We start from the raw sequence: 21902 nt of genomic DNA, 5'->3' as shown, positions 1-21902 counted from the left end.
ATGCCGGAAAGTCCAGTCCCTTTTTGATTTTCAAAGAACGAAGTACTGGGAATTTGGCGACCGATTCCCAGCCCCCTCGGGGGCTGGGAACTAGCCTTCAAGTGCTTTCAAAACATACTATACGAGGAGGAGAAAAGATGAAGGTATTGCTCGTGGACGACGAACGGCATGTGCGGGAAGCGATCAAGCTGCTGGTCGATTGGGAGGAGCTTGGCATCGCGGACATTCTGGAAGCCGATAACGGCGAGGATGCGATGGCGGCGATCGAGCGGGAGGCTCCCGACATCGTCGTCACCGACATGCGGATGCCGCTGCGAGACGGCGTGGAGCTGCTGGCGTGGATGAAGGAGCGCGACTATCCGGGGCGGCGCATCGTCGTCAGCGGCCATGACGACTTCCATCTCGTCCGCAGCACGATGAAGTACGGCGGGCAGGATTACCTGCTGAAGCCGGTCGACCCGGAGCAGCTTCGCGAGGCGCTTGGCAAGGCGGTCGCAAGCCTCGAGCAGGAATGCCGCGAACGGAGACTGACGCAGAAGCGGAATATCGAGATGAATCGATTGAAGCCGGTCTACTGGGACAAAATCTTCTCGAACCTCGTGACGGAGCCTGCGTCGTTCGGGGCCGTTAGGGAGACGCTGGAGGAGGAGTTCAAGCTTGGAGGCGCGCGTCAGGCGCGGGTCGTCATCCTCAGCCTGGACACGGCAAACCGCATTGTCATGAGCAAGTACAGCCGCAATCGCGACCTGCTGTTCTTCACGGTGACGAACGTCTGCAACGAGTTCCTGCGCTCGGAGAGGCGCGCCTTCGGGTTCGCGTGCCGCTCCTGGAACAGCGAGAACGAGGCGCTGATTCTGCTGTGGGAACGGCACGGGGAGACGGCGGAGCTGCTCGAGCGGATCGAGCAGGGATTCGAAGCGACGCTGAAGTGCCGGTTCGACCTCGGAGTCGGCTTGGTCGAGGCGTTCCCGGACGGACTCCCGATCTCGTACGAGTCGGCCCGGGCGGCGCTGAAGCAGCGTCACCTTCATGGCCGCGATTCCTGCATCTATGAGCCGGAGCCGGGCGAGCGGGGCCGCGATCGCAACGTCATGGCGGATATCGCGCGCTACATCGAGGACAACTACGACCGCGAGCTCACCCTTGCGGACATCGCAAGCCAATTCTACCTGAGCCGGGAATATATCTCCCGCCGCTTCAAGCAGGAGTTCGGCGAGAACCTGTCCGACTTCCTCGGCCGCATCCGCATCGAACGCGCCAAGCTGCTGCTCGCCAATCCGCTGCTACGCATCGCGGACATCGCCGAGAGAGTCGGCTTCTCCGACGAGAAGTACTTCAGCAAGGTATTCAAGAAGCTGGAGGGCGTCTCGCCGAACCAGTACCGGAAGTCGGGCGGCGAGGAGTAGGGGTCGGGCGGGGCCGGAGATCAGGGCGGAGACGGAGATCAAGCGGTTCAGCCGCCTGCGAGCAAGCGACCGATCTGCTCCTCCGCGAACAGCTCGCTCAAGGCAAACGAGATGCACGGCAGCTTGTCCGAGACGACGCGGTCCTCGCCCTCGAACAGCTCGGTCAGCGTCAGTCGGCCGCCGTCCTGCCCGTAACGCTCCAACGTTCGGGCCACCGGGTCGAGAATCCAATATTCCTGCACGCCATGCTTGCCGTAGATAGCCAGCTTGCTCACCTTGTCTCTATTCCTGGAGCCGGGCGAGAGCACCTCGACGACAAGATCGGGCGCGCCTTCGATGCCTCGCATCGTCAGAATGTCGGTCCTGCTGCGATGAACCAAGACGACGTCCGGCTGAATGACATTCCGCGGGCTTAAGATGACGTCAAGCGGCGCCGTTAGAATAAAATAATCGGAGCCGCAGCTCTGCGTGGTCAGGTAGGTCAGCTTGCCGCCCAGCAGTTGATGCACAAGCGACGGACCCGCCATCCGCTCAAGCGCCCCGTCGAGCACCTCGTAGCGCTGTCCGTCCTCCGGCAGCTCCGCGTAGATGTCGTAAGTCACGCGCTTCTCTCTGATCGCCGCTTCCCGTTCCTTCTTCGAATCCATCGCAAGCAATCCCCCTTTAAGCAGAAGCACCCCGTCAAAGCGACACATGACGTGTTCAGCTCTGACGGGGTGCTTCCCCGCGTTTGTACCTGCCATCATTATGGACAATGCTGGGTAATCTGTCAACCCCGGGCCGGCTTCGGAGCTCCTTGCTTGTGCAAGCGGCCCATCCACTCGTCGAACGGGAGCTGCGCGAGCGATGTCGGAATGAGGAGGTCCGCCTCCGAGAAGTCCATGAATGCGGTCAGCTCGTTCGGGACCGCGACGCCGAACAGGCCCGCGGCCTTCGCCGACCGCAGGCCGTTCACCGAATCCTCGATCGCCACCGCTTCCTCCGGCCGCACCCCGAGGGAGGCGATCGCCAGCCTGTACAGCGCCGGGTCCGGCTTCACCTTCTCCACCTCGTCCGCCGTGTGAATCGCCTGGAAGTAGGATAGCAGACCCTTTTCCTCCAGATGGGGCATGACCGAACTCCGATACGAGCTCGTCGCGAGCGCAAGGCCGAACCCCCGGCGCGATGCTTCCTCCAGAACCGCCAGCACGCCCGGACGCACCTCGACGTTCAGCACCTTCTCCGCATACGACATCTCGTACTTCCGCCGCAGCTCCTCGCGGTTCAGCAGCAGCCCCGTCTGCTCCTCCAGATCCGTGTACGGATCGTAGCCGCCCCAGGTGCCGATTCCCTTCGCCCATCTGGCGAGCGAGAGCTCAAGCCCATATTCGTTGAAGATGCCGCGGAATGCGTCGTAGGCCACCGATTCGGTATCCATGATCGTTCCGTCGAAGTCAAACACGATAGCCCGTATCACCGCTTCACCACTCCTCTAAATATCGATCTATATATCAACCCGGTAAGGCAGCTTCAGCTCGTCCGCCGGCAAGCCGTTGATCCCCCAGTTCACCCGAGGCGACTCGATCAGCACAATCTCCAGGTCGTTCGCCGTCAGCCCGCAAGCTGCGGTTCTCTCGTAGATGAGGTTGATCAGTTCCTTCTTCGCGCGGTCGGAGCGCCCTTCGAAGATCAGAATCTCGATAATCGTATAATGTTCCGAGTGTCCTGCAGGGTACACGAAGTCGTCCCGCTCGAGCCAGAAGAACCGTTGGAACTTGTCCTCCTCCGGGATGCCGAACGCGTCGACAAGACTCATGTGCACCATGTCGGACAGCGTCAGGCGAATGGCTCCGAGCTTGTCCCGAATGCCGTATATTTTCACCAGTACCATGCAGAATCGCCTCCTTGCCCCTATTATACGAATCATCATAGCATTATTTTCAGAAAATGATTCTAAACAATTTTGCAAACTTTTGTGTCTTCGAATGGACGGAATTCGGAATTGGCACCGTTTACGGAAGAGCCGTTCGACCGGCGCGGCCGATTGCAAGCGAACGCAGTGACAGAACCGTCACAAAAGAACGCCCCCTTTCCCATTAGTTTGTCTGAATCGTGAACAAGCCACCCCCGCACTCCTTGCGCTCCCCCGTCATATGCTGACGTTAAAGCTTCTGTGCCGATTGCCATGGGCTGGCTTGATGAGCCGATTCCCTCCGCCTCTTCCCCTTGACATGGGCCTCTGTTAAGCGTACTCTTGTTTTATATCGACATTACAGTAGGTCAAAAAACGTGCGATCCGAAGGAGGTCTCCAATGTCGCCCCGAACGAAGGAACAGAACGACGTCATTCGCGAGCAGCGCTTCCGCCAGATTCGCGCCGCCGCCGCCGACGTTTACCTGACAAGAGGAACCGCCTTCGAGATCCGCGACGTGGCGCTGCGGGCCGGAGTCGGTTACGGAACCGTCTACCATTATTACAACAATAAATTCACGCTGCTCGGCGACCTGCTCTGGGAAGCGTTCGAGACGGCCCGGGAGCTGACGGAACGAAGCCTTCCCGCAAGCGCCGCCCCCGGAATGGCCAAGTGGGAAGCGCTGGAGCGATTCGCCGCCGACCTTCTCGCCCTGTGGGCCCGCGAGCCGGCAACCTTTATTCTGTACAAAATGGCATCCGAGAAGTTCCATCAATTGCCCGTCGGAGCGACTGCGGAGCTTCAACACCGCTTCGAGGCGGAGCTGTTCGAGCCGATTGCGGCGGCATTCGCGGGAATCGTCGCCTCTCGCCGGGCGGAGGAGATCGCCAGCCTGCTGTTCGGCTCGCTGATCGGCTGCGCCGGGCTGGCGCTCTATCGCGGCTCCCCCGCTCCGGATGCGGAACGCACGTCGCGCCTGCTGCTCGCCGGAATCAAGCAAACCGCAAGCGAACGAGAGGAGAACTGAACGTTGGTTACACTAAAATCGCCAAGCGAGATTGAACAGATGAAGCCGGCGGGAGCGATCGTCGCCGCCTGCCACAGCGAGATCGCGAAGATGATCCGTCCGGGCGTCACGACCTGGGACATCGAGGAGCTCGTCGACGACATGCTGCACCGCGCGGGAGCCCGAGCCTACACGAAGGGCTACAAGGGCTACAAGTACGCCACCTGCGCTTCGGTTAACGACGTGATCGCCCATGGGTTCCCCAACAGGACTCCGCTGAAGGATGGGGACCTCGTCAAGATCGACATCGTCTCCCAGCTCGATGGCTGGATCGGAGATTCGGCTTGGAGCTACGGCGTCGGGGAAGTGTCCGAAGAAGTGAAGAAGCTTATGCGGATCACGAAGGAATGCCTCTACATCGGCATCGAGCACGCCGTCATCGGCAACCGGCTCGGCGACGCGATGGCTCCGCTCCAGAAGCACGCCGAGGAGAACGGCTACTCCATCGTCCGCGAGTTGGCCGCCCACGGCGTCGGGCGCGAGCTGCACGAGGAGCCGAGCTTCATCCACGTCGGCAATGTCGGCAAGGGCTTCCGCTTCAAGGAAGGCATGGTGCTGACGATCGAGCCGATGGTCAACGCCGGCACGTGGCGCATGAAGATCGACGGCGACGGCTGGACCTGCCGCACGACGGACGGACGGCTGTCCGCGCAGTACGAGCACACCATCGCGATCACGCAGGACGGCCCGGTCATTCTGACGGATCAAGGATAACAGTAACGGCAACGAGAAAAAACCAGCTCCTCGGCGATAACCGGGAAGCTGGTTTTTGGGGATTGGGGTTTTATGCGATTGTATGCGGTTTTTCACATTCGTCTGCTCGAATTGGTGGCAATCGGGTAACATCGGACTCCATCGGTAATCGCCAACGACGACTGCCTTCACTTATCGCGCCGTTATCCGGATCGCGATGCCGGTCGGGTCCTTCACGCGCAGCTCCGCTCCTTCGTGCTCGCAGGGGTACTGCGCAGCTTGGAGCCGGGCTTCTATCTCCGAGAAAGCCGCGATATCGGGCACGACGATCTCGTAATCCTTGAGGCCGACCGCGCCTTCCGGAGCCAGCTTCGCGCCGACGCCCGCCCACGTGTTGAGGCCGATATGGTGATGGTAGCCGCCGGCCGAGACGAACATCGCGGCATCGCCGTACATCGCCATCAGGTCGAACCCGAGCAGCTCGCAATAAAACCGGCGCGTAGCCGGAAGCTCCGACACATGCAGGTGAATATGCCCCATCGTCGTCCCCGCAGGCAGTCCCTCCCATCGCTCGTTGCCCGCGAGCTGCAGCAGGCTCTCTACGTCTACGGGGTCGGTTCCCATTCTCACAGCGCCGGTCGGTTCGTATTCCCAAGTGTCCCGAGGACGGTCCGCGTAGATCTCGATGCCGTTGCCGTCCGGGTCGTTCAGGTAGAACGCTTCGCTCACCCAGTGGTCGCCCTGCCCGAGAGGAACGCCGTTCTCGGCAAGATGGCGGACGGTCAAGCCAAGCGACTTGCGGTCCGGCACGAGAATCGCGAAGTGATACAGCCCGGCGTGCCGGCGCGCAAGCGGAACCGGGTTCGGCACTTCTTCAAGCAGAAGCAGCGGGCGGCCGCCGTCCGTGGACAGCTCCGCCGTGCGGCCGATCTCCTTCACGAAGTTGAAGCCGATTAACGACTGGTAGAACCGGATCGAACGCTCCAGGCTGGCGACCTTGATGCTTACGAGACCGATGCGGGCGGCGGGATGGATGGATGCCATGCAGAACTCCTCCTTGGGGTGTGGAACGAATCGAATCGTAATTTAGTTACCTTTAGTAAGTATCATACTATTATTCTCACACACCGTCAATCGCCGCTGTCCCTTTTTCGCCAAAGGGTGCCTTATCCCCTCTGATCAGAATCCTAATTATTGGAAATTCCGACCACCCCTGAACGGCAGGGATAAGGCACCCTTTGGGGGAAACCCAGATTGGCACACAGGAATTACCTATATTATGGAAAACCCTATCCCCTCAGCAGCTATCCGTTAGTCTCCACTCTCACGCATCGCCTTCATGCCGAAGAGGAACGTGTCGATCATCAGCCTCAGCGACTCGTCGAGGCCGACCTTCATCCGGAAGGCGCCCTGCCGCTCCAGCGACGCGAACCCGTGGAGCAGGCTGCGCAGGCCGCGGACCGCGTGAATCGCCGCTTCTCCTTCGAGTCCGTATGCCCCCACCGTCTCGGCCGCGCGGCTCACGAGCTCCTCCTTCCCCGCCTTAAGCTCCGCGTCCTCCGGTTCGCCGACGAGCTGCACCGACTCGTACAAGCCGGGATTCTCGCGCGCGAAGGCAATGTATGCATAACAGAAGCGCCTCAGCGCCTCGTCGCCGTACAGCCCGGCAAGCTGCTTCGCCAGTTGGCCGTTGAAGAGGGCGAGGCCGCGCAGCGCAAGCTGGCGGCGAAGCTCCGGAAGCCCGTTCACGTGGTTGTAGAGCGACGGAGAGCGGACGTTCAGCTTCCCCGCGAGGGACGCAAGCGTGACGGATTCGAGTCCGCCTTGGTCGGCCAACTCCGTCGCCGCGTCCAGCAGCGTGCCCAGATCAAGACCGATTCTCGGGGACATGAGCGTTCTTCCTCCTTCCGCCGGGCGACCCGTCCTGCCGTCCGGTGTGCCATGAGTGCCATGCCCGTTCCGCCTCCGCCACGGCTCGCGCCATCTCCTTCGCCGGGCTCGCGAGCATTCTGCCGTGTCCGACGGCGAGCAAGGTCGGCTTGCGCTCGAGCAGACGCCGGACGCTGGCCAAGCTGTCTTCCTTGCTCCAGGTCGCCATCGCCGGGAACGGGAACAGCGGCCGTACCTTGCCGGACACCGCGATGCCTCCTCTGAGCTGCAACGCATCCCCCGCGAGCAGCGCACCGGTGCGCGTGTCGAGGAACGACATCGAGCCCGGCGTATGCCCCGGCGTCGCGATCGCCTCCAGCGAGCCGACACGGTCGCCGTCTCGCAGCAGAATGTCCGGCTTCGACCGGATCGCGCCCAGCTTCGGAACCGAGCCCTTGATCGGACCCGCGTGCTCTCCCGGTTCCAGCGAGGCATCGCCGGCGAGCAGCCGGGCGTCGCGAGCCGAGATCGCGAACTCCGCCTCCGGCAGCGCCGCCTTCAGCGCGTCGAGCGCGCCGATATGGTCGCCGTGCGCATGCGTCAGCACGATGCGCCGGATCGGCTTGCCCAGGCGTTCCGCCGCTTCCCGTATCCCCTTCGCGCTGAACGGAAGCGCCGTATCGATCAGCGTCAGGCCGTCGTCCTCCTCCACGAAGTACGCATTCACCGGGAAGAAACGAGGCATAAAAGCCAGTTGGACCACATTCCCCTCGCGGGTTATTTTCATCAGAATCATTCCCTTCGCCCATAAACTAATGTCGTTAGTTTTATAATAACTAATGACATTAGTTTTAGCAAGGATTATTCGCTGAACCCGAACAATTGAATGTCCGCATCCAGCCCCTCACAGCTCGACAGCCTCACTCCGCGTTCCCCGAATCCCTTCTCCCAATCGATCCTCTCGCATACATACTCCTGTTTGGCATCGTCCTGACCGGTATAGATGTCCCGCGAATAATCCATCCTCAGATGAATTCGGCCGTCCTGCTGGTCGGAGACGAGATCGTAGATGAGCTTGCCGCCCTCGATCGTATTCGCTACAGCCAATACATAATCGTACTTCTTCTGCTTCGCGCGCTCGATGAAGCTGTCCATCCGGTCGCGGTCCTGCTTGTCGTAATGGATCAGCACATTGGAGCTGTCGATGAGTTCGGCATAATCGTTCGTGCGATTCAGACAGCCGCTCAGGCCGATGGTCAGCGCGACCAACGCGAGCAGCGCAGCGTTCCTCCGTATCTTCAACTATGGCTCCCCCTTCTCCCGGATCGACCGGCTTGTCTCCTTTATAAACGTTCCTGTTCTGGAAAAGTTTCCTTGGTGCCATGTCCGTTGATCTTGCGAGTCGGATTCGATGCGTTGGGTTTGCTATAATAGAGGGAATATCGACCATGCGGCGCGGCTTCCTGCAGGCGCCGCCAGAGGAGGAATCGCTTATGCGCATTGTCGTGCTGGACGGATACGCCTTGAATCCCGGCGATCTAAGCTGGGAGGAGCTTCGCAAGCTTGGGGACGTCGTCGTGCACGACCGAACGCCGGCCGAGCTTATCGCAGAGAGGAGCCGCGGCGCTTCCGTCTTGCTCACCAACAAAACGCCGCTGAGAGCGGACACGATCGCGTTATTGCCCGAGCTGACCTACATCGGGGTGCTGGCCACCGGCTACGACATCATCGATATCACCGCCGCATCGGAACGCGGAATCACGGTGACCAACGTCCCTTCCTACGGGACGGAGTCGGTCGCCCAATTCGTGATGGCGCTGCTGCTCGAGCTGTGCCACCGGATCGGCGACCACAGCGAATCCGCTCGCTCCGGCGAGTGGGCGGCGAGCCCCGACTTCTGCTATTGGCACTCCCCGCTCGCCGAGCTGGCGGGCAAGACGATGGGCATCGTCGGCATGGGCCGCATCGGCGAGAGCGTGGCACGGATCGCGGCCGCCTTCGGCATGCGCGTCATCGCCTCGGGCCGCCCCGGCACCGCCGGAACGAATGCCGGAGCGCCGCCTGCCATCGCGCCGCATGTGCCGCGCGTGCCGCTGGACGTCCTGCTCCGCGAAGCGGACGCAATAAGCCTCCATTGCCCGCTGACGCCGCAGACCGAGCGGCTGATCAACCGCGACACCATCGCGCTCATGAAGCCCGGCGCCCGGCTCATCAACACCGCCCGCGGCAAGCTGATCGCGGAGGCGGACCTTGCCGCCGCGCTGAACGAAGGGCGGCTCGCGGGCGCTGCCGTCGACGTGCTGTCCACGGAGCCTCCGGCCGCGGACAACCCGCTGCTGTCCGCCCGCAACTGCATCGTCACGCCGCACATCGCCTGGGCGACGGCGGAAGCCCGCAAGCGGCTGATGGACATCGCCGTTGCCAACCTGCGGGGCTTCGCCGGCGGAGCTCCGGCGAACGTGGTATCCTAAGCCCGGCAAAATCGCTCGATAAAGCAACTATCTTCCACCAATTGGCGTTTATTATTTAGTGGAACAATTTAACAACGCCAAAGAGGGGGAGGGGACAGCTTGATCAAGAAGGCGGTCTATGGCGCGGTTGCGGGAATCGTTCTGGCCAGTTGGCTGGGGAATTATTCGTATCGCGAGTATTACAGCCTGCCGAATCTGGTCTTCCTGCGGCACTACATCGAGACGGAGACGATTCCGGCCGTGGCCTTCGATCTCTATTACGTTGTCGACAAGGATGATGATCGTACGCCTCTCAGCGTCACCGTTGCGGAGCTTCCGGAGCTGCGGTTCGATCCGCCTTACGTCCATCAGCAGCTCAGCAGGCAGACGATCTATGTTCTGCGCGGCTATTATAACGAGGGAGCCATGGCGGATAGGGAAGCGATGGAGCCGCTTCGGCTGCGAACCGTTGACGTGCATTACAGCAATGGCGAGCAGAAGACGGAGGACATTGGCGAGATCGTAGTCAAGCGGTCGGCTTGGCCGCTCGCTGCATCGACAGATGCGTCGAGGCAATCCCCGGTCACGATGCTGTCTGCCGGGGGATCAAGCGATAACGGAGGCTTCGGCTCCGTAAGGGCGGATCGCCCCGTGCGCCTCGAAGGCGTATCTTCGGCCTGGCTGGAGAGCTTGGGCGATTCTCTCGAGTATGAGTTGACGCCGAACCCGGCCCTTGGCGACTCCGCCAATCTTGAATCGGGCCAGAGCGCCCGGCTGGATTACCGCTTCAAGCTTGACGATGAAGAGCGGATAAACGCCTATGAGCTGAGGCTGAGGATGAACTTCGTAGAACCGAACGGCGAGCAAAGCGACTACGTGGTGTTCGCCCGCGCCGATCCTCACCCGACGGAGGCCGAGATGCGGACGTTCGTCCGAGCGGAGAGGGGGAGGAAGGAATGAGCCGAGCTTACGTTAAACTCGCGTGGGGCCTCGCCCTTGCCATGTTCTCTCTGCGGATAGGCGGCTTCGACCTGCTGCCCGACATCGTCGGGTACGCGCTCGTTCTCGCGGGACTCGCCAAGCTGAAGGACCGCCAATCGGGATATCGCATCGCCTGGATGGCTTCCATTGTCCTGCTCGTCTACTCCGTTCTGCCCTTCCTTGGCGTCTCCACCCGCTACGAGCTGTTCGAGGAAGGCCGGCAGGGCGGTATCGATCTGGCGGTCGTTATGTTCGGCATCGCCGGTCAGATGCTGCTCGGCTACGGCATTCTCGACGGCATCCGCACGGCCGCGCTGCAGACGGAAGGGGCTCGGGACCTGGCTCGCACCGCCGCAACTCTGTGGAGGTGGACCTTCGCGCTCGGAGCCGCAACGCTTGTGCTATTCCCGTTCCAGCTTAACTTCGCGAATAGCGGGCTGTACCTGCTCTTGGCCCTGCTCACGCTCGGCTTGCTGGCGACGAACCTGTGCCTGATCGTCTTCCTCTCCCGCAGGCGGAGAGCTCTCGGAGCGCTGCATCGGCAGCATCCTTATTAATCGCACATAGATAACAGAGCGAATTGGTATCTCAACATCCGAGATTATGATGAGATGTCCTCAACCACGGCTTCGTCTCAATGATTCGATGCGCTGCAAGTCGATCCCCGTCGCTTCGGCGATGTCGTCAGCCGTGAAGCCTCTGGCTAGCATTCGCAGCACGATTTGTTTATCTCGGGTCTCTATTCCCTGCTCTATTCCTTGCTCAATCCCTCGCTCAATCCCTTCGTTCGTCGCATCCTCCAGCCAGGTGGCCCGGTCGTGCAGCGCCTTCTCTCTCATCTGGTACAACCGCCGCGTCACCTCGTCGCTGGCGAGTTGGTTCAGGCGGTCTTCCGCTTCTCTGATCATCTCATCCACCTCCATCAATTCTTCCAATTGTTCGGGTGTCACGTCCTGCTCCAGGAATCTTAGCCAGCGGTGCAGCGGATCATCGATGTCGAAGGCAACCTCCTGAAACTTCGGGCATTCGATGTAATGCAGCTCGAGCGCATCCGTCAACAAATAGTGCTTCTCCTCATCCTCATACAAGTGAAACGTACTGTGATACCTGGCGAGCGGCAAATAACGATGGTCCAGAATGTTGATGCTGACCACACGCTTCAGATCGGCATAAGCTTCCCCTCTGTGGATCGAGTCGACCATCATCTGCGCCGCGTAGTACAGACTCCGCTTCTCCATGACCGGGAATCGCCGGATTTGCATCTCGACGTTAATGCTATCCCCTCTGTCGGTCTTGCACAGAATGTCCAGGACAACCTCCTTGTCGCCGATCCACTCGCCGCCCAACTGGGTCTCGCCGATAATGACCACGTCCGCAATGCGCTGACTGCCGCTGCGTCCGAGCACCGCATTCAGCAAGCTGATCAGCAGGCACTTCCCCGCTTCTTCTCCGAATAACCGCCGAAACAGATAGTCGTTCTTCGGATTTAATCTCTCCGCCGCAAGCGCAGGCTTGCCTTCATCAATGGCTGGTTCGTTCGTCATCCATTTGTCCTCCCGATTATAACATAAAAAAACACGCGCCTCCTCCCATCTCGCCGTATGGCGGGATATCGAGGGATGCGCGTGCTTCGCGACATGAATTCAAGTTGCTGTGAGTATACCAGCAAGGAAGCAGTTTGTAAACGGGAACACGGCCGGTTCATCAAGTCGACGAACTTGACGGAGCGGCTCTTGATTCGGTCGAACCTATACTATGCTTATCCCTGCGACGCCGGACCTTGCTTGACCGCCTTCACGTCGTACAGGTTCACGGTCGTGCTGATGATGTATTCCGGCGGCTGCTGGCCCTTGCTGTCGCGGTGGCCCTGGATATGCTCCGGGCTCTTCTCCCAAGCCTTCCACGCCTCCTCGGATTCCCAACGAATCACCACGAGAACTTCGTCGTGCTCCTTCGTCCGCTTGTTCACCATCACGTTGACGTCAACCAAGCCTTCGCGTCCGTCGAACTTGCTGGGTCCGCTGAACCGTTCGATCACCTTGTCCGCATGGCCCTTCTCGACGACGATCGCTCTTGTCATGACGAGCATATTCCCATTCTCCTCTCGATTGCCTTCTCGAACGGCCTGCGCCGCTCCCATCGCCCCTTCTTGTCTCTATTGTCATGTTAGTTGATAATCGTTCTCATTGTCAAATCGCTCAAGCGTCGATTTTATACGTTTTTTCACATTCGTCGGCTCGGATGGAAGGGGAATCGCGGCGTTTTATGTGGTTTTTCACATAAAGAAGGACAGTTCCGGTCGGAACTGCCCCTACGAATGTGATTTTTCGCATAAAATCGCCCAAGCTGACCGTTATCGTTCCGCTTCAATGTGGTTTTTCACATAAAATCCTGGTGCAGGTGGGGCTTATCCCTTACTTCTGAAGCATGTGGAACACTTGCTCGACATCCTTGTCGCCGCGTCCGGACAGATTGACGATCAGAATCCGATCCTTGTCCAGGGTCGGAGCCAGCTTCTTGGCATAGGCGATCGCATGGGCGCTCTCCAACGCAGGGATGATTCCTTCCACGCGGGACAGCTCCTGGAAGGCGGCGAGCACTTCCTCGTTCGTAACGGTCGCGTATTCGGCCCGGCCTGTCACCTTCAGGTGGCTGTGCTCCGGCCCGATGCCCGGATAATCGAGCCCCGCGGCGATCGAGTACGTCTTCTTCGGCTGGCCCTCTTCGTCAAGCAGCACGAGGCACTTGAAGCCGTGGATGATGCTCGGCACGCCTTGGGTCAAGGAAGGAGCTTGATCCGGCTCGACGCCGATCAGACGGACGCTCGGCTCGTCGATGTAATGGGCGAACGCGCCGATCGCATTGCTGCCGCCGCCCGCGCAGGCGATGACCGCATCCGGCAGACGGCCTTCCTTCTCCACAATCTGCCGCTTCGACTCCTCGCTGATGATCGACTGGAAGTGCTTGACCATCGTCGGGAACGGATGCGGGCCGACCGCGGAGCCGAGCAGGTAGAACGTATTCTTGTAATTGCGAACCAGATCGTCAAGCGCCTCGTCGACCGCATCCTTCAGACGTCCCTGCCCTTTGTTGACCGGCACGACGGTCGCGCCGAGCAGCTCCATCCGGAACACGTTAAGCGCTTGGCGGCGCGTATCTTCGGCTCCCATATAGATGACGCATTCCATATTGAACATGGCGCAGGCCGTCGCCGTAGCGACGCCGTGCTGACCGGCGCCGGTCTCGGCGATGATCCGCTTGGCGCCCATCCGCTTGGCCAGCAGAATCTGCCCGATGGCGTTGTTGATTTTGTGTGCTCCGGTATGATTCAGATCCTCGCGCTTGAGATAGATCTTGGCGCCGCCCCACGCTTCGGTCAGCCGCTCCGCATAGGTGAGCGGGTTCTCGCGGCCCACGTACTCGCTCAGGTAGTAGCGAAGCTCCTCCTTGAAGGCCGGGTCGTCCTTAAACTTCGTAAATTGCTCGCTCAAATAATTAAGCACTTCCTGCAATTCCGGCGGGACGAAGCTCCCTCCGAATTCTCCGAAGTACCCCTCTTGCTGCAACGATTGCTCCATGGGTAAGCGCCTCCAACTTGAGAATTGATCCTCTTCCCTTCCTATCCTATCATAAATTTTCCATGGATACGCGGACAAAAATAAGCGGGGCCGAAGGGAGCCTGCGGGCGACGATTTGGCGACGATTTGGTGACGATTTTATGCGGTTTTTCATATTTGTGACACCCCAAACCCTCCCCATCCGCGGATTTTATACGATTTTTCACACCTATCTCGCTCCGAACTCCCTCCGCTCGCCGATTTTATGCGGTTTTTCACATAGAATGGCCATCCGAAGGGGAAAAAGAGGCGGTTGTATGCGGTTTTCCACATAAAAACGGTTATCCGAAGCGAGCAGAAGGCTGCCGGCAAGCTGACGAGACAAAGCGGCACAGGGAGAAGCTCCCCATGCCGCTGTTTGTCACTTTCGAGCCGGACTCACTGCCACGTCAGCGTTCCCGTATCCGACGAGCCCGCGGACGAGGACGAAGAGGTGAACGTCCGGTTGCTGCCGCCCTCCCAGGTGACGTTGCCCGCTGCGTCCTTCTTGATGAACTTGTACTCGAACGTCGTTCCCTTCGGCACGCTGACCGGCAGGAACCAGACCGGATAATCCGGGTTGAGGAACGCCTCCGTCGCCTTCGTCGGGTCCCAGTTGCCGAGCTCCGGAATGTTGCCGACCACGTAGATGTTCTGCCCGTAGGTCGTCGTCGCGTTCACCTTGAAGATGACCTGCACCTGGTCGTCCGTCAACACCTCGTAGCGGAATTGGTTGCTGACGTTCGAGCCCTTCGTGACCGTGATCTGACGAACGCCGGTCGCAACGCTCGGAACGATCGCTTCGATCACGTTGTCGCTGTTGGAGACGACGGTTGCGGTTGTCGTGTCGAACTTGACCGTAACCGAGCCGCCCAGGCCGGTTCCGTAGATGTACACCGTGTTGCCGGCGCGGCCCATCGTCGAGACGACGTCGCCGAGGCGCGGCACCGTCGTGCCGAGATCCGGATTGTACGACCAGACGTTGACTTCGCCTCCGGACAACGTGAAGGAGGCCAACTGGTTCTGCCCGCTCACCGTGCTGACCGTGTTCGAAGAGCCGTACAACAGCCCATCCAGCGCGTCGCTGTACGTGCCCGTCGGCAGCGACGTGTTGATCGCCGGCACCGTATACGAGGTATCCGGCTGGCGGTTGATTGCGACGATCACCTGCTTGTCGTAGAACTGGCGCTTGTAGACGAGCACGTTGTCCGTGCTGTATAGAATGTCCGTCGTCCCGTAGGCGATCGCTTCATTCGATTGGCGAAGCGCGGACAGCTTCTTGATCGTCTTGTATGCCGTCGTCGTCGTATCGAACGTCGATTCCGTCTGCATGAACACCCGGCCCGCGATATCGCTGCTGTCCGCGGACGTCAGGTATTGCTCGGTTCCGTAGTAGATGTTCGGCGTGCCGCGGCTCGTGAGCAGAGCGGCGAGCGCCGCGTGATACGGCTTGTCGTTCGGCTGAATGTAGCGGAACCTGGTCACGTCATGATTGTCGAGGAATGTGACCGCCTGGTTCTCGTACTCGTAATCGGCGCTCGTCTGCGTCAGCATCGAGCCGAAGTCGCTCATCGTCTCCGAGAAGCTGCCGAAGGCGTTCGTCGCCGCGCGGAAGAACTCGAAGTCCAGGTTGTTCACGCCCGTGCGGTCCGGGAACGACTGGTACTCGTCGTACTTCGAGTCCGGACGGCTGATGAAGAACTCGCCGAAGTGCGACACCGGACCGCCGCTTGCCGAGTCGACCGCGTCCTTGAAGCCCTTCACGAACGCCGGGTTCTCATGCAGCGTGGCATCGTGGCGGAAGCCGTCGATGCCCTTGCTCTTCCAGAAGAGCGCCGCCTGCTCGAGGTAGGCCGCAACCGCTCCGTTCTCCTGCGAGAAGTCCGCCAGCGAGCCGAGGTCCTTGTGCCGGTAGCCGTACCGGCTGGAATCCGTGCCGCGGTCGCCGAGACCGTGGAACCAGCCGTTCACGTCGTTGTTCGGGTCGGCGAGCAGGTTCTCCACGTTGCCGTCGCTGTTGTAGTCGACCGGGTTGCCGTTCGTGTCGAACACGTAGTTGCCGCTGCTGTCCTTGTCCGGCTCGTACAGCTTGCCGTCTTCCGCGGAATAGCCGTCCGTCGGGTTCTGCCAGCGGCTCGTATGATTGGTGACGAAGTCGATGACGAGCTTCATCCCGTTGTCGTGCAGCTCGTCGCGCAGCTCCTCGAACTGCTGCATCAGGCCGAAGTGCTTATTCGTGGCAAAATAATTCCGGACATGATAGCCGTGGAAGCTGGTCCAGACGTCCACTCCGCCCCCGCTCTGATAGTCGTTGATCGCGGTGTCGCGGTTCTCGTACGGAGCGGAGATCCATACGGCCGTCACTCCCATATCCTTCAGGTAAGGGATTTTGTCGATGATCCCTTGCCAGTCTCCGCCTTGATACAGCTTCAGATCGTCTCCGTCGCCGATGCCGTCGGAGTTCGAATCGTCGAACAATGCGCTGCTGGATCCGGACGGAACGTTGTTGGACGTATCCCCGTCCACGAACCGGTCCGTGATGATCTGGTAGACGACATCCTTCGGCGTCAGCGGCCCGAGCGCCCCCGATGCCGTTACCGCCGAAGCTTGCTGCGAAGGAATGAAGCCCCCGCCGAAGACCAGCGTAACCGCCAGTGCCGCCGTGCTTGCTCGAATGCTCTTTTTCCACTTGCCCATCTTCTCATCTCCTCCGATTGTTGGTTAAGTCTTGGCGATGATGATCGGTCTAAGCTGAACATTCCGTTCCTGTTCTCGTTATCCATCACCTCCCTTCATCGCTGGCCGTTCCCGGCCCCTACTCCAGCCTTCGTGCGCTTCGCCTCACCTTCATCTCGACCTTCAATCTCTCCAGCCGGCTCGGCGCACGGCCGTTCTCCATCTGCGCCAGCAGCAGGCGCACCGCTTCCCGGCCCTTCCCGCCGATATCCTGCGCCACCGTCGTCAGCGGCGGCGACGCGAACCGGCCGAGGTGCAGATCGTCGAAGCCGACCACGGACAGGTCCCGCGGAACGGCGATTCCCCGCTCGCCAAGGCCGCTCATCAAGCCGATCGCCGCCACGTCGGACGTCGCGAACACGGCGGTAACGCCGATCAGCTCCGCAATGCGGGCTGCCGCGCTGCTGCCGCCTTCCATCGAAGGAGGGGCTTCGATGACCAGATTCGGCCGATAGCCGATGCCCGCCTCGTCCAGCGCCTTGCGATACCCGATGTAACGAGCTTCGTGAACGCCTCGCGGCCGGAGTTCTCCCGTCAGCAGCGCGATGCTCCGATGGCCAAGACCGATCAGGTGCTTCGTCCCTTCGCAGCCGCCCCATTCATCGTCTACGAGCACCTGATAGAGAGCGGCGTCGGAGAGGTAGCTGTCGAGGAACACGGTCGGCACGTTCAATTGCAGAATTCGCGCCAGCGCCTCCGTCCCCTCGGACGCTCCGATTACGATAACGCCGTCCAGGTGGCGCTCCTTGACGAACGAGAAGGACTCCTCCGGCTCGGCGCCGACAAGCAGAACGTGAAGCTGATAGGAACGCGCTCCTGCTTCGATCGCCGTCACCAGCTCCCAGTAGAACGGGTTCTCGTGAAGAACGCCTCGGCCCGCGAACGGAACGATCACCGCGATCAGCCGCGACTTCTTCGCCTTCAGATTGCGCGCCGCCTGGCTCGGCGAGAAGTCCAGCGCCTTGATCGCCCGCTGCACCAGGCTTATCGTGTCCGCCGATACCCGTCCCGTGCCGTTGAGCACGTTGGAGACGGTCGCGATGGACACTCCCGCGCAGCGGGCGACATCCTTGATCGTGACTCTCATGTCGCTCACGTTCCTCTCTCCTCTCGCCTGATCTCCATTGCCTGATCTCTCTCGCCTTATTTCCCTCGTCTTATTTTCCTCGCCTGCCCTCGCTGCCCTAGCTTGATGAAACGTTTAATCAATCTGTACGAAAAAACCGAATGACGGTCAACATGCCATTCGGTTGTCTCGTTATCCCGAGCTCTTGTTGTATTGGACCTCTTGTTGCGCCGATTCTGCCGCTCTCCCGGCGCCTCGCTCCTCGCCGCCTTGCTCTTGCTTGCCTTGCGCAACTTGCTTGCCTTGCTCACGGCTTCAGAATAACGGTCGCATAAGGCGGAAGCTCCGCCTTCCCGTCCTTCAGCGTCGCCGCCTCGTCCGTCGTGCGGGCGAGCTTCTTGTAGACGGTCGGCTGCGCCTTCGTCGTCTCCAGCGTCACCGTCTGCGGCGTTCCCGACAGGTTGTGCAGCACAAGCCGCTCTTCCTCGCCGGCCGTTCGCGTGTAGGCCATGACGGAGTCGATGCCGCTCTCGTAGGAGCCGATTGAGCCCTCGCGAAGCGCGACGTCCTGCCGGCGCCAATCGATGAGCAGCCGATAGCGCTCGAGCAGCGAGCCTGCGGCCCCATCCTCCGCTTCAACCGACACCGAGCCGTCCGCGGAGCGGTACTTGGACGCCTCCCAGGACGTCTCGCCCGACTCTGCTGCGGACCCGCCCGGCTCCCGCGTCCACGGGAACGGCTCGCGGATGTTCTCGTCCGGCTTCATGCCGCTCATGCCGAGCTCTTCGCCGTAGTAGACGAACGCGTTGCCCGGCATCGTCAGCAGCATCGCGGCCGCCGTCTTCGCGTGGTCGACATTGCCGCTTAGCGCCGACATGACGCGGGTCTGGTCATGATTGGAGAGGAACGGAGCGTCGACGAACGCCGAGCCTTCCGCGGCCTTGGCGTAGAATTCGTACACTCTCGACAGGGTGAAGCCGAGATCCGAGGCTCTCTCGTTCTGCGCCGCGCCGAGCAGCTTGCCCGCGAGATCGAAGTTGAACGCGGAGTCGAGCGCTTTGTTCAGATAAGGCCCGATGACGGCCGTGGAATCCCACACCTCGCCGACCAGATAGGCGTCCGGATTGACCTCGTTCAGGCCGGAGCGGAACTCCTGCCACCACTTCTGATTGGCCGCCTTCACGCCGGGCGTGCTCGCCGTGGAAGTGAAGTCGCCGTAAATATGCTTGGCGGCATCCAGCCGGAAGCCGTCCACGCCTTGCTTCAGCCAGTATTGGCCGATCTTGACCAGCTCCGCGCGCACGTCCGGATTGTCGAAGTTCAGGTCCGGCATGCCTTCCCAGAAGATGCCGAGGTAATCGTCGCCGCCCAGCTCGTGCCACGGCGGAGCTCCCGCCGCGCCGTCGGCCGGGGAGCGGCCTCCCCGCTCGCTCGACCAGACGTACCAGTCGCGATGCTCGCTCGTCTTGCCCGTCGCCGCGTCCAGGAACCAGGGATGCTCCGAGCTCGTGTGATTGACGACGAGGTCCAGGATGACCCGGATGCCGCGCTTATGGGCTTCGTCCAGCAAGCGCTGCAGGTCCTCCATCGTGCCGTAGTCCGGGTTCACGGCATAATAATCCGTCACGTCGTAGCCGTGGTAGCTGGGCGAAGGGTTGATCGGCATCAGCCAGATGCCGTCGGCTCCGAGCGACTTCACGTAGTCGAGCTTCTCCGTCACGCCGTTCAGGTCGCCGACGCCGTCCCCGTTCGAATCCGCGAACGAGCGGACGAAGATCTCGTAGAAGACGTTCGACGGCCCGGACTTGTCTTCGTTCCCGGAGGAAGAGCACGCAGCCAGCAGCAAGGCGGCAGTCGAGAGAAGAAGCGAAGCTCGCAGCGCCTTGCCCGGAATGCCACGAAGCGCCCCTCCCTTGCCCGAAGCTGTCCGCAGCGCCTTCCGGAGACTCCATTCGCCCCTCCATCCGATCATCCCTTGTTCGCCCCGGCGGTGAGTCCTTCGACGATGTACCGCTGCAGGAAGATGAACAGGAGCGTAATCGGCAGCGCCACCAGCAAGCAGCCGGCCGCGAACATCGTGAAGTTCGCCGTCTTGAAGTTCGTCGCCAGCTCCCACAGGCCGACGGCGACCGTCCAGTTCTCGCGGGCCCGCAGCACCAGCCGCGCCATAATGAAGTCGACCCATGAGCCCGTGAACAGACCGATCGCCGAATTCACGAGAATCGGCTTGCTGAGCGGCAGCATGATCTTCATGAACACCGTGATATGGCTGGCCCCGTCGATCCGGGCGGATTCCTCGAGACTGAGCGGGAGCGTATCGAAGTAGCCTTTGACCACGAACATGCCGAGCACCGGAGCGCCGCACGAATAGATGATGATGAGCGCCAGGTGCGTATCCAGCAGATTGAACTGATTCAGCAGCAGGAACACGGACGTGAGCGCCATCAGGTTCGGGAACATCTGCAGAATAAGCAGCAGCGACAGCACCTTCTTCCGGCCCTTGAACCGGAACCGGGAGAGCGAATAGGCGACAAGCGTCACAAGCAGCGTGCCGAAGATCGTGCTGAAGACCGCAATCTTGAGCGTATTCATGTACCAGCGGCCGAACATGAAGCTCTTGTCCGTGAACAGCTCGGTGAAGTGGGACGTCGTCCAATGATCCGGGAGGAACGTCGGGCTGTAGATCGCGCCGCCGGGGCGGAACGCGGAGATGATGATCCAGAGCGCCGGGTACAAGCTGACAATCGACAGAATGACGAGCAGCACATAGCTGAAGGTAAGACCGATGCGGGATGCTCTCATTGGACGAGATCCTCCTCCTTGAACGATTTCGTCTGACGATAGCTCACAATCGAGACGGTTGCGATCATCAGGAAGACGATAATCCCGATCGCGGATGCGAAGTTGAACTTGTTGTTGGCATACGTCAGGCCGAACAGCCAGGTGACGAGCAGGTCCGTATGGCCAGCGAACTGGTATTCGCCCGTCAGCGGCCCGCCGGCGGTGAGCAGGTAGATCGCATTGAAGTTATTGATATTCCCGGCAAAACTCGTAATGAGAACGGGAGACGTAATGAACAGGATACGCGGCATCGTAATGTTCTTGAACTTCTGGAACGCGGTCGCTCCGTCGACGTCCGCCGCTTCGTACAGGTCGCGCGGGATCGTCGTCAGCACGCCGAGCATAAGCAGCATCGTGACCGGAATGCCGTACCAGGCATTGACGAGAACGACGGTCAGCTTCGCCAGGCTCGGGTCCGACAGCCAGCCGATCTTCGGAATGCCGAAGTAGCCGAGATACTGGTTGATCGGTCCGAACTCCCCGTTGAACAGGTTGTTCATGATCAGCGCCGAGACCAGGAACGGAATCGCGAAGGGGATCAGCAGAATCGTGCGCCACAGCTTCTTGAAGCGGATGCCCTTCTGCTGGATAAGCAGAGCGACGAACAGGCCGCCGAAGTAACAAGTGACGGTGGAGAGAATCGCCCATTCGATCGTCCAGAGCAGCACGTTCCAGAACGTGTGGCTCCACGTCTTGAGCGTAAGCAGATCGACGAACGTCTTGAAGCCGACCCAGTCGACGAGCGACTTCGGCGGCACGTGCGAAGGACCGGAGTAATTCGTGAACGCTATAAGAACGCCGAACAGAATCGGCAGAACGGTCAAGAACAGGATTCCGATCGCGGGAATCGTCAGCATCGTGATCGGGAATTGCTTCTCGAATAACGCGGCAATCGATTGCGAGAAGCGGGCAGGCGTGCCGCCGTTCTCCCGGAGCCGCCCCGTCAAGCAGGCATCGCGAACAATCAGGATATAGAACCAGAGGAATATAAAGAAAATAATGAGGATGATAAGGCCTTCCACGAGCAGTTGGATCGAATGATCGCCGGGAATGTTCTTGTACACTTTGCCTACCTTGACGAGCTGTTGAGCCGTCTCGCCCAAGGTGACGATCCCCCAGACCGCCCGATACAGATGGCCGGCGAAGTACCAGATGCCGAGAACGTCGAGGGCCAGGAAGATAAGCCCCTTAAGAATTTGTTTATTGTAGAGCTGCCCGAGGCCGGGAGCGAGGAACGACAGAATGGCCGCTTGAGTGCTCTTGCGCTGCATAGAAGGACCTCCCCATAGAAAAAGCATGAAGCGTGC

The 21902-nt window shown here is 60.5% G+C and carries 21 protein-coding genes; 6 read left to right on the top strand and 15 right to left on the bottom strand.

All coding sequences use genetic code 11. From position 1 onward, the window contains the following. The first annotated feature begins 137 nt into the window (after window positions 1–137). Window positions 138–1406, top strand: a complete 1269-nt coding sequence (locus E6C55_RS13920; protein WP_136370401.1) for a response regulator — start codon at window positions 138–140, stop codon at window positions 1404–1406. Window positions 1407–1453: 47 nt separating this feature from the next. Here E6C55_RS13920 and E6C55_RS13915 read toward each other — a convergent pair whose 3' ends face one another. From E6C55_RS13915 to E6C55_RS13905, 3 genes are all read right to left on the bottom strand, one after another. Continuing rightward, window positions 1454–2053, bottom strand: coding sequence for a Uma2 family endonuclease (locus E6C55_RS13915; protein WP_136370400.1), 600 nt, complete (start codon window positions 2051–2053; stop codon window positions 1454–1456). A gap of 122 nt (window positions 2054–2175) precedes the next feature. After that, window positions 2176–2862, bottom strand: a complete 687-nt coding sequence (locus tag E6C55_RS13910; RefSeq protein ID WP_136370399.1) for an HAD family hydrolase — start codon at window positions 2860–2862, stop codon at window positions 2176–2178. Window positions 2863–2889: 27 nt separating this feature from the next. Next, window positions 2890–3276 carry a tautomerase family protein gene (locus E6C55_RS13905; protein WP_136370398.1) on the bottom strand — a complete coding sequence of 129 codons (387 nt, stop codon included), beginning with the start codon at window positions 3274–3276 and terminating at the stop codon, window positions 2890–2892. 421 nt (window positions 3277–3697) lie between these two features. On the opposite strand from E6C55_RS13905, the gene E6C55_RS13900 reads away from it, so the two are divergent. Together E6C55_RS13900 and map are read left to right on the top strand one after the other, a co-directional pair. Beyond that, window positions 3698–4324: a TetR/AcrR family transcriptional regulator gene (locus tag E6C55_RS13900; protein WP_136370397.1), complete on the top strand. Its 627-nt coding sequence runs from the start codon at window positions 3698–3700 to the stop codon at window positions 4322–4324. Between the two features lie 3 nt (window positions 4325–4327). Then, entirely contained in the window at window positions 4328–5077 is a 750-nt protein-coding gene (map, locus tag E6C55_RS13895; protein WP_136370396.1) for a type I methionyl aminopeptidase, read from the top strand. 171 nt (window positions 5078–5248) lie between these two features. Here map and E6C55_RS13890 read toward each other — a convergent pair whose 3' ends face one another. The 4 genes from E6C55_RS13890 to E6C55_RS13875 form a co-directional block, all read right to left on the bottom strand. Continuing rightward, window positions 5249–6100 (bottom strand): VOC family protein, encoded by an 852-nt coding sequence (locus tag E6C55_RS13890; RefSeq protein WP_136370395.1) that lies wholly within the window; start codon window positions 6098–6100, stop codon window positions 5249–5251. A 267-nt stretch (window positions 6101–6367) separates the two neighbouring features. Beyond that, the gene (locus tag E6C55_RS13885; protein ID WP_136370394.1) at window positions 6368–6946 is read right to left on the bottom strand and encodes a TetR/AcrR family transcriptional regulator; all 579 of its coding nucleotides are present in this window, start codon (window positions 6944–6946) and stop codon (window positions 6368–6370) included. Further along, window positions 6924–7712, bottom strand: coding sequence for an MBL fold metallo-hydrolase (locus E6C55_RS13880; RefSeq protein ID WP_136370393.1), 789 nt, complete (start codon window positions 7710–7712; stop codon window positions 6924–6926). Before E6C55_RS13880 ends, E6C55_RS13885 begins: the two co-directional genes overlap by 23 nt. 74 nt (window positions 7713–7786) lie before the next feature. Then, window positions 7787–8227, bottom strand: a complete 441-nt coding sequence (locus E6C55_RS13875; protein ID WP_136370392.1) for a DUF4362 domain-containing protein — start codon at window positions 8225–8227, stop codon at window positions 7787–7789. 191 nt (window positions 8228–8418) lie between these two features. On the opposite strand from E6C55_RS13875, the gene E6C55_RS13870 reads away from it, so the two are divergent. The 3 genes from E6C55_RS13870 (at window position 8419) to E6C55_RS13860 (ending at window position 10913) form a co-directional block, all read left to right on the top strand. Next, on the top strand, window positions 8419–9396 hold the full coding sequence (locus E6C55_RS13870; protein ID WP_136370391.1) for a D-2-hydroxyacid dehydrogenase: 978 nt from the start codon (window positions 8419–8421) through the stop codon (window positions 9394–9396). A 99-nt stretch (window positions 9397–9495) separates the two neighbouring features. Beyond that, a complete protein-coding gene (locus E6C55_RS13865; RefSeq protein ID WP_136370390.1) occupies window positions 9496–10335 on the top strand; it encodes a hypothetical protein in 840 nt (279 codons plus the stop codon). Further along, the gene (locus E6C55_RS13860; RefSeq protein ID WP_136370389.1) at window positions 10332–10913 is read left to right on the top strand and encodes a hypothetical protein; all 582 of its coding nucleotides are present in this window, start codon (window positions 10332–10334) and stop codon (window positions 10911–10913) included. Before E6C55_RS13865 ends, E6C55_RS13860 begins: the two co-directional genes overlap by 4 nt. A gap of 60 nt (window positions 10914–10973) precedes the next feature. Here E6C55_RS13860 and E6C55_RS13855 read toward each other — a convergent pair whose 3' ends face one another. The 8 genes from E6C55_RS13855 to E6C55_RS13820 form a co-directional block, all read right to left on the bottom strand. After that, window positions 10974–11900, bottom strand: a complete 927-nt coding sequence (locus E6C55_RS13855) for an Rpn family recombination-promoting nuclease/putative transposase (protein ID WP_136370388.1) — start codon at window positions 11898–11900, stop codon at window positions 10974–10976. Window positions 11901–12115: 215 nt separating this feature from the next. Beyond that, a complete protein-coding gene (locus E6C55_RS13850; protein ID WP_136370387.1) occupies window positions 12116–12445 on the bottom strand; it encodes an antibiotic biosynthesis monooxygenase in 330 nt (109 codons plus the stop codon). A 325-nt stretch (window positions 12446–12770) separates the two neighbouring features. Next, the gene (gene trpB / locus E6C55_RS13845) at window positions 12771–13934 is read right to left on the bottom strand and encodes a tryptophan synthase subunit beta (RefSeq protein WP_136370386.1); all 1164 of its coding nucleotides are present in this window, start codon (window positions 13932–13934) and stop codon (window positions 12771–12773) included. A 417-nt stretch (window positions 13935–14351) separates the two neighbouring features. Next, window positions 14352–16649 carry an alpha-amylase family glycosyl hydrolase gene (locus E6C55_RS13840; protein ID WP_136370385.1) on the bottom strand — a complete coding sequence of 766 codons (2298 nt, stop codon included), beginning with the start codon at window positions 16647–16649 and terminating at the stop codon, window positions 14352–14354. A gap of 118 nt (window positions 16650–16767) precedes the next feature. Beyond that, the gene (locus tag E6C55_RS13835; RefSeq protein ID WP_230986679.1) at window positions 16768–17775 is read right to left on the bottom strand and encodes a LacI family DNA-binding transcriptional regulator; all 1008 of its coding nucleotides are present in this window, start codon (window positions 17773–17775) and stop codon (window positions 16768–16770) included. A 286-nt stretch (window positions 17776–18061) separates the two neighbouring features. Further along, on the bottom strand, window positions 18062–19726 hold the full coding sequence (locus E6C55_RS13830; protein WP_136370383.1) for an alpha-amylase family glycosyl hydrolase: 1665 nt from the start codon (window positions 19724–19726) through the stop codon (window positions 18062–18064). Next, window positions 19723–20556 carry a sugar ABC transporter permease gene (locus tag E6C55_RS13825; RefSeq protein ID WP_136370382.1) on the bottom strand — a complete coding sequence of 278 codons (834 nt, stop codon included), beginning with the start codon at window positions 20554–20556 and terminating at the stop codon, window positions 19723–19725. Before E6C55_RS13825 ends, E6C55_RS13830 begins: the two co-directional genes overlap by 4 nt. Beyond that, a complete protein-coding gene (locus E6C55_RS13820; protein ID WP_136370381.1) occupies window positions 20553–21866 on the bottom strand; it encodes a carbohydrate ABC transporter permease in 1314 nt (437 codons plus the stop codon). The genes E6C55_RS13825 and E6C55_RS13820 overlap by 4 nt, the downstream gene beginning before the upstream one ends. Window positions 21867–21902 lie beyond the last annotated feature (36 nt).

Source organism: Cohnella fermenti (genome assembly GCF_004801405.1).
Taxonomy (GTDB): Bacteria; Bacillota; Bacilli; order Paenibacillales; family Paenibacillaceae; genus Cohnella; species Cohnella fermenti.
Note: the sequence above shows the minus strand (reverse complement) of the source record. Positions and strands in the feature narration are given on the sequence as shown.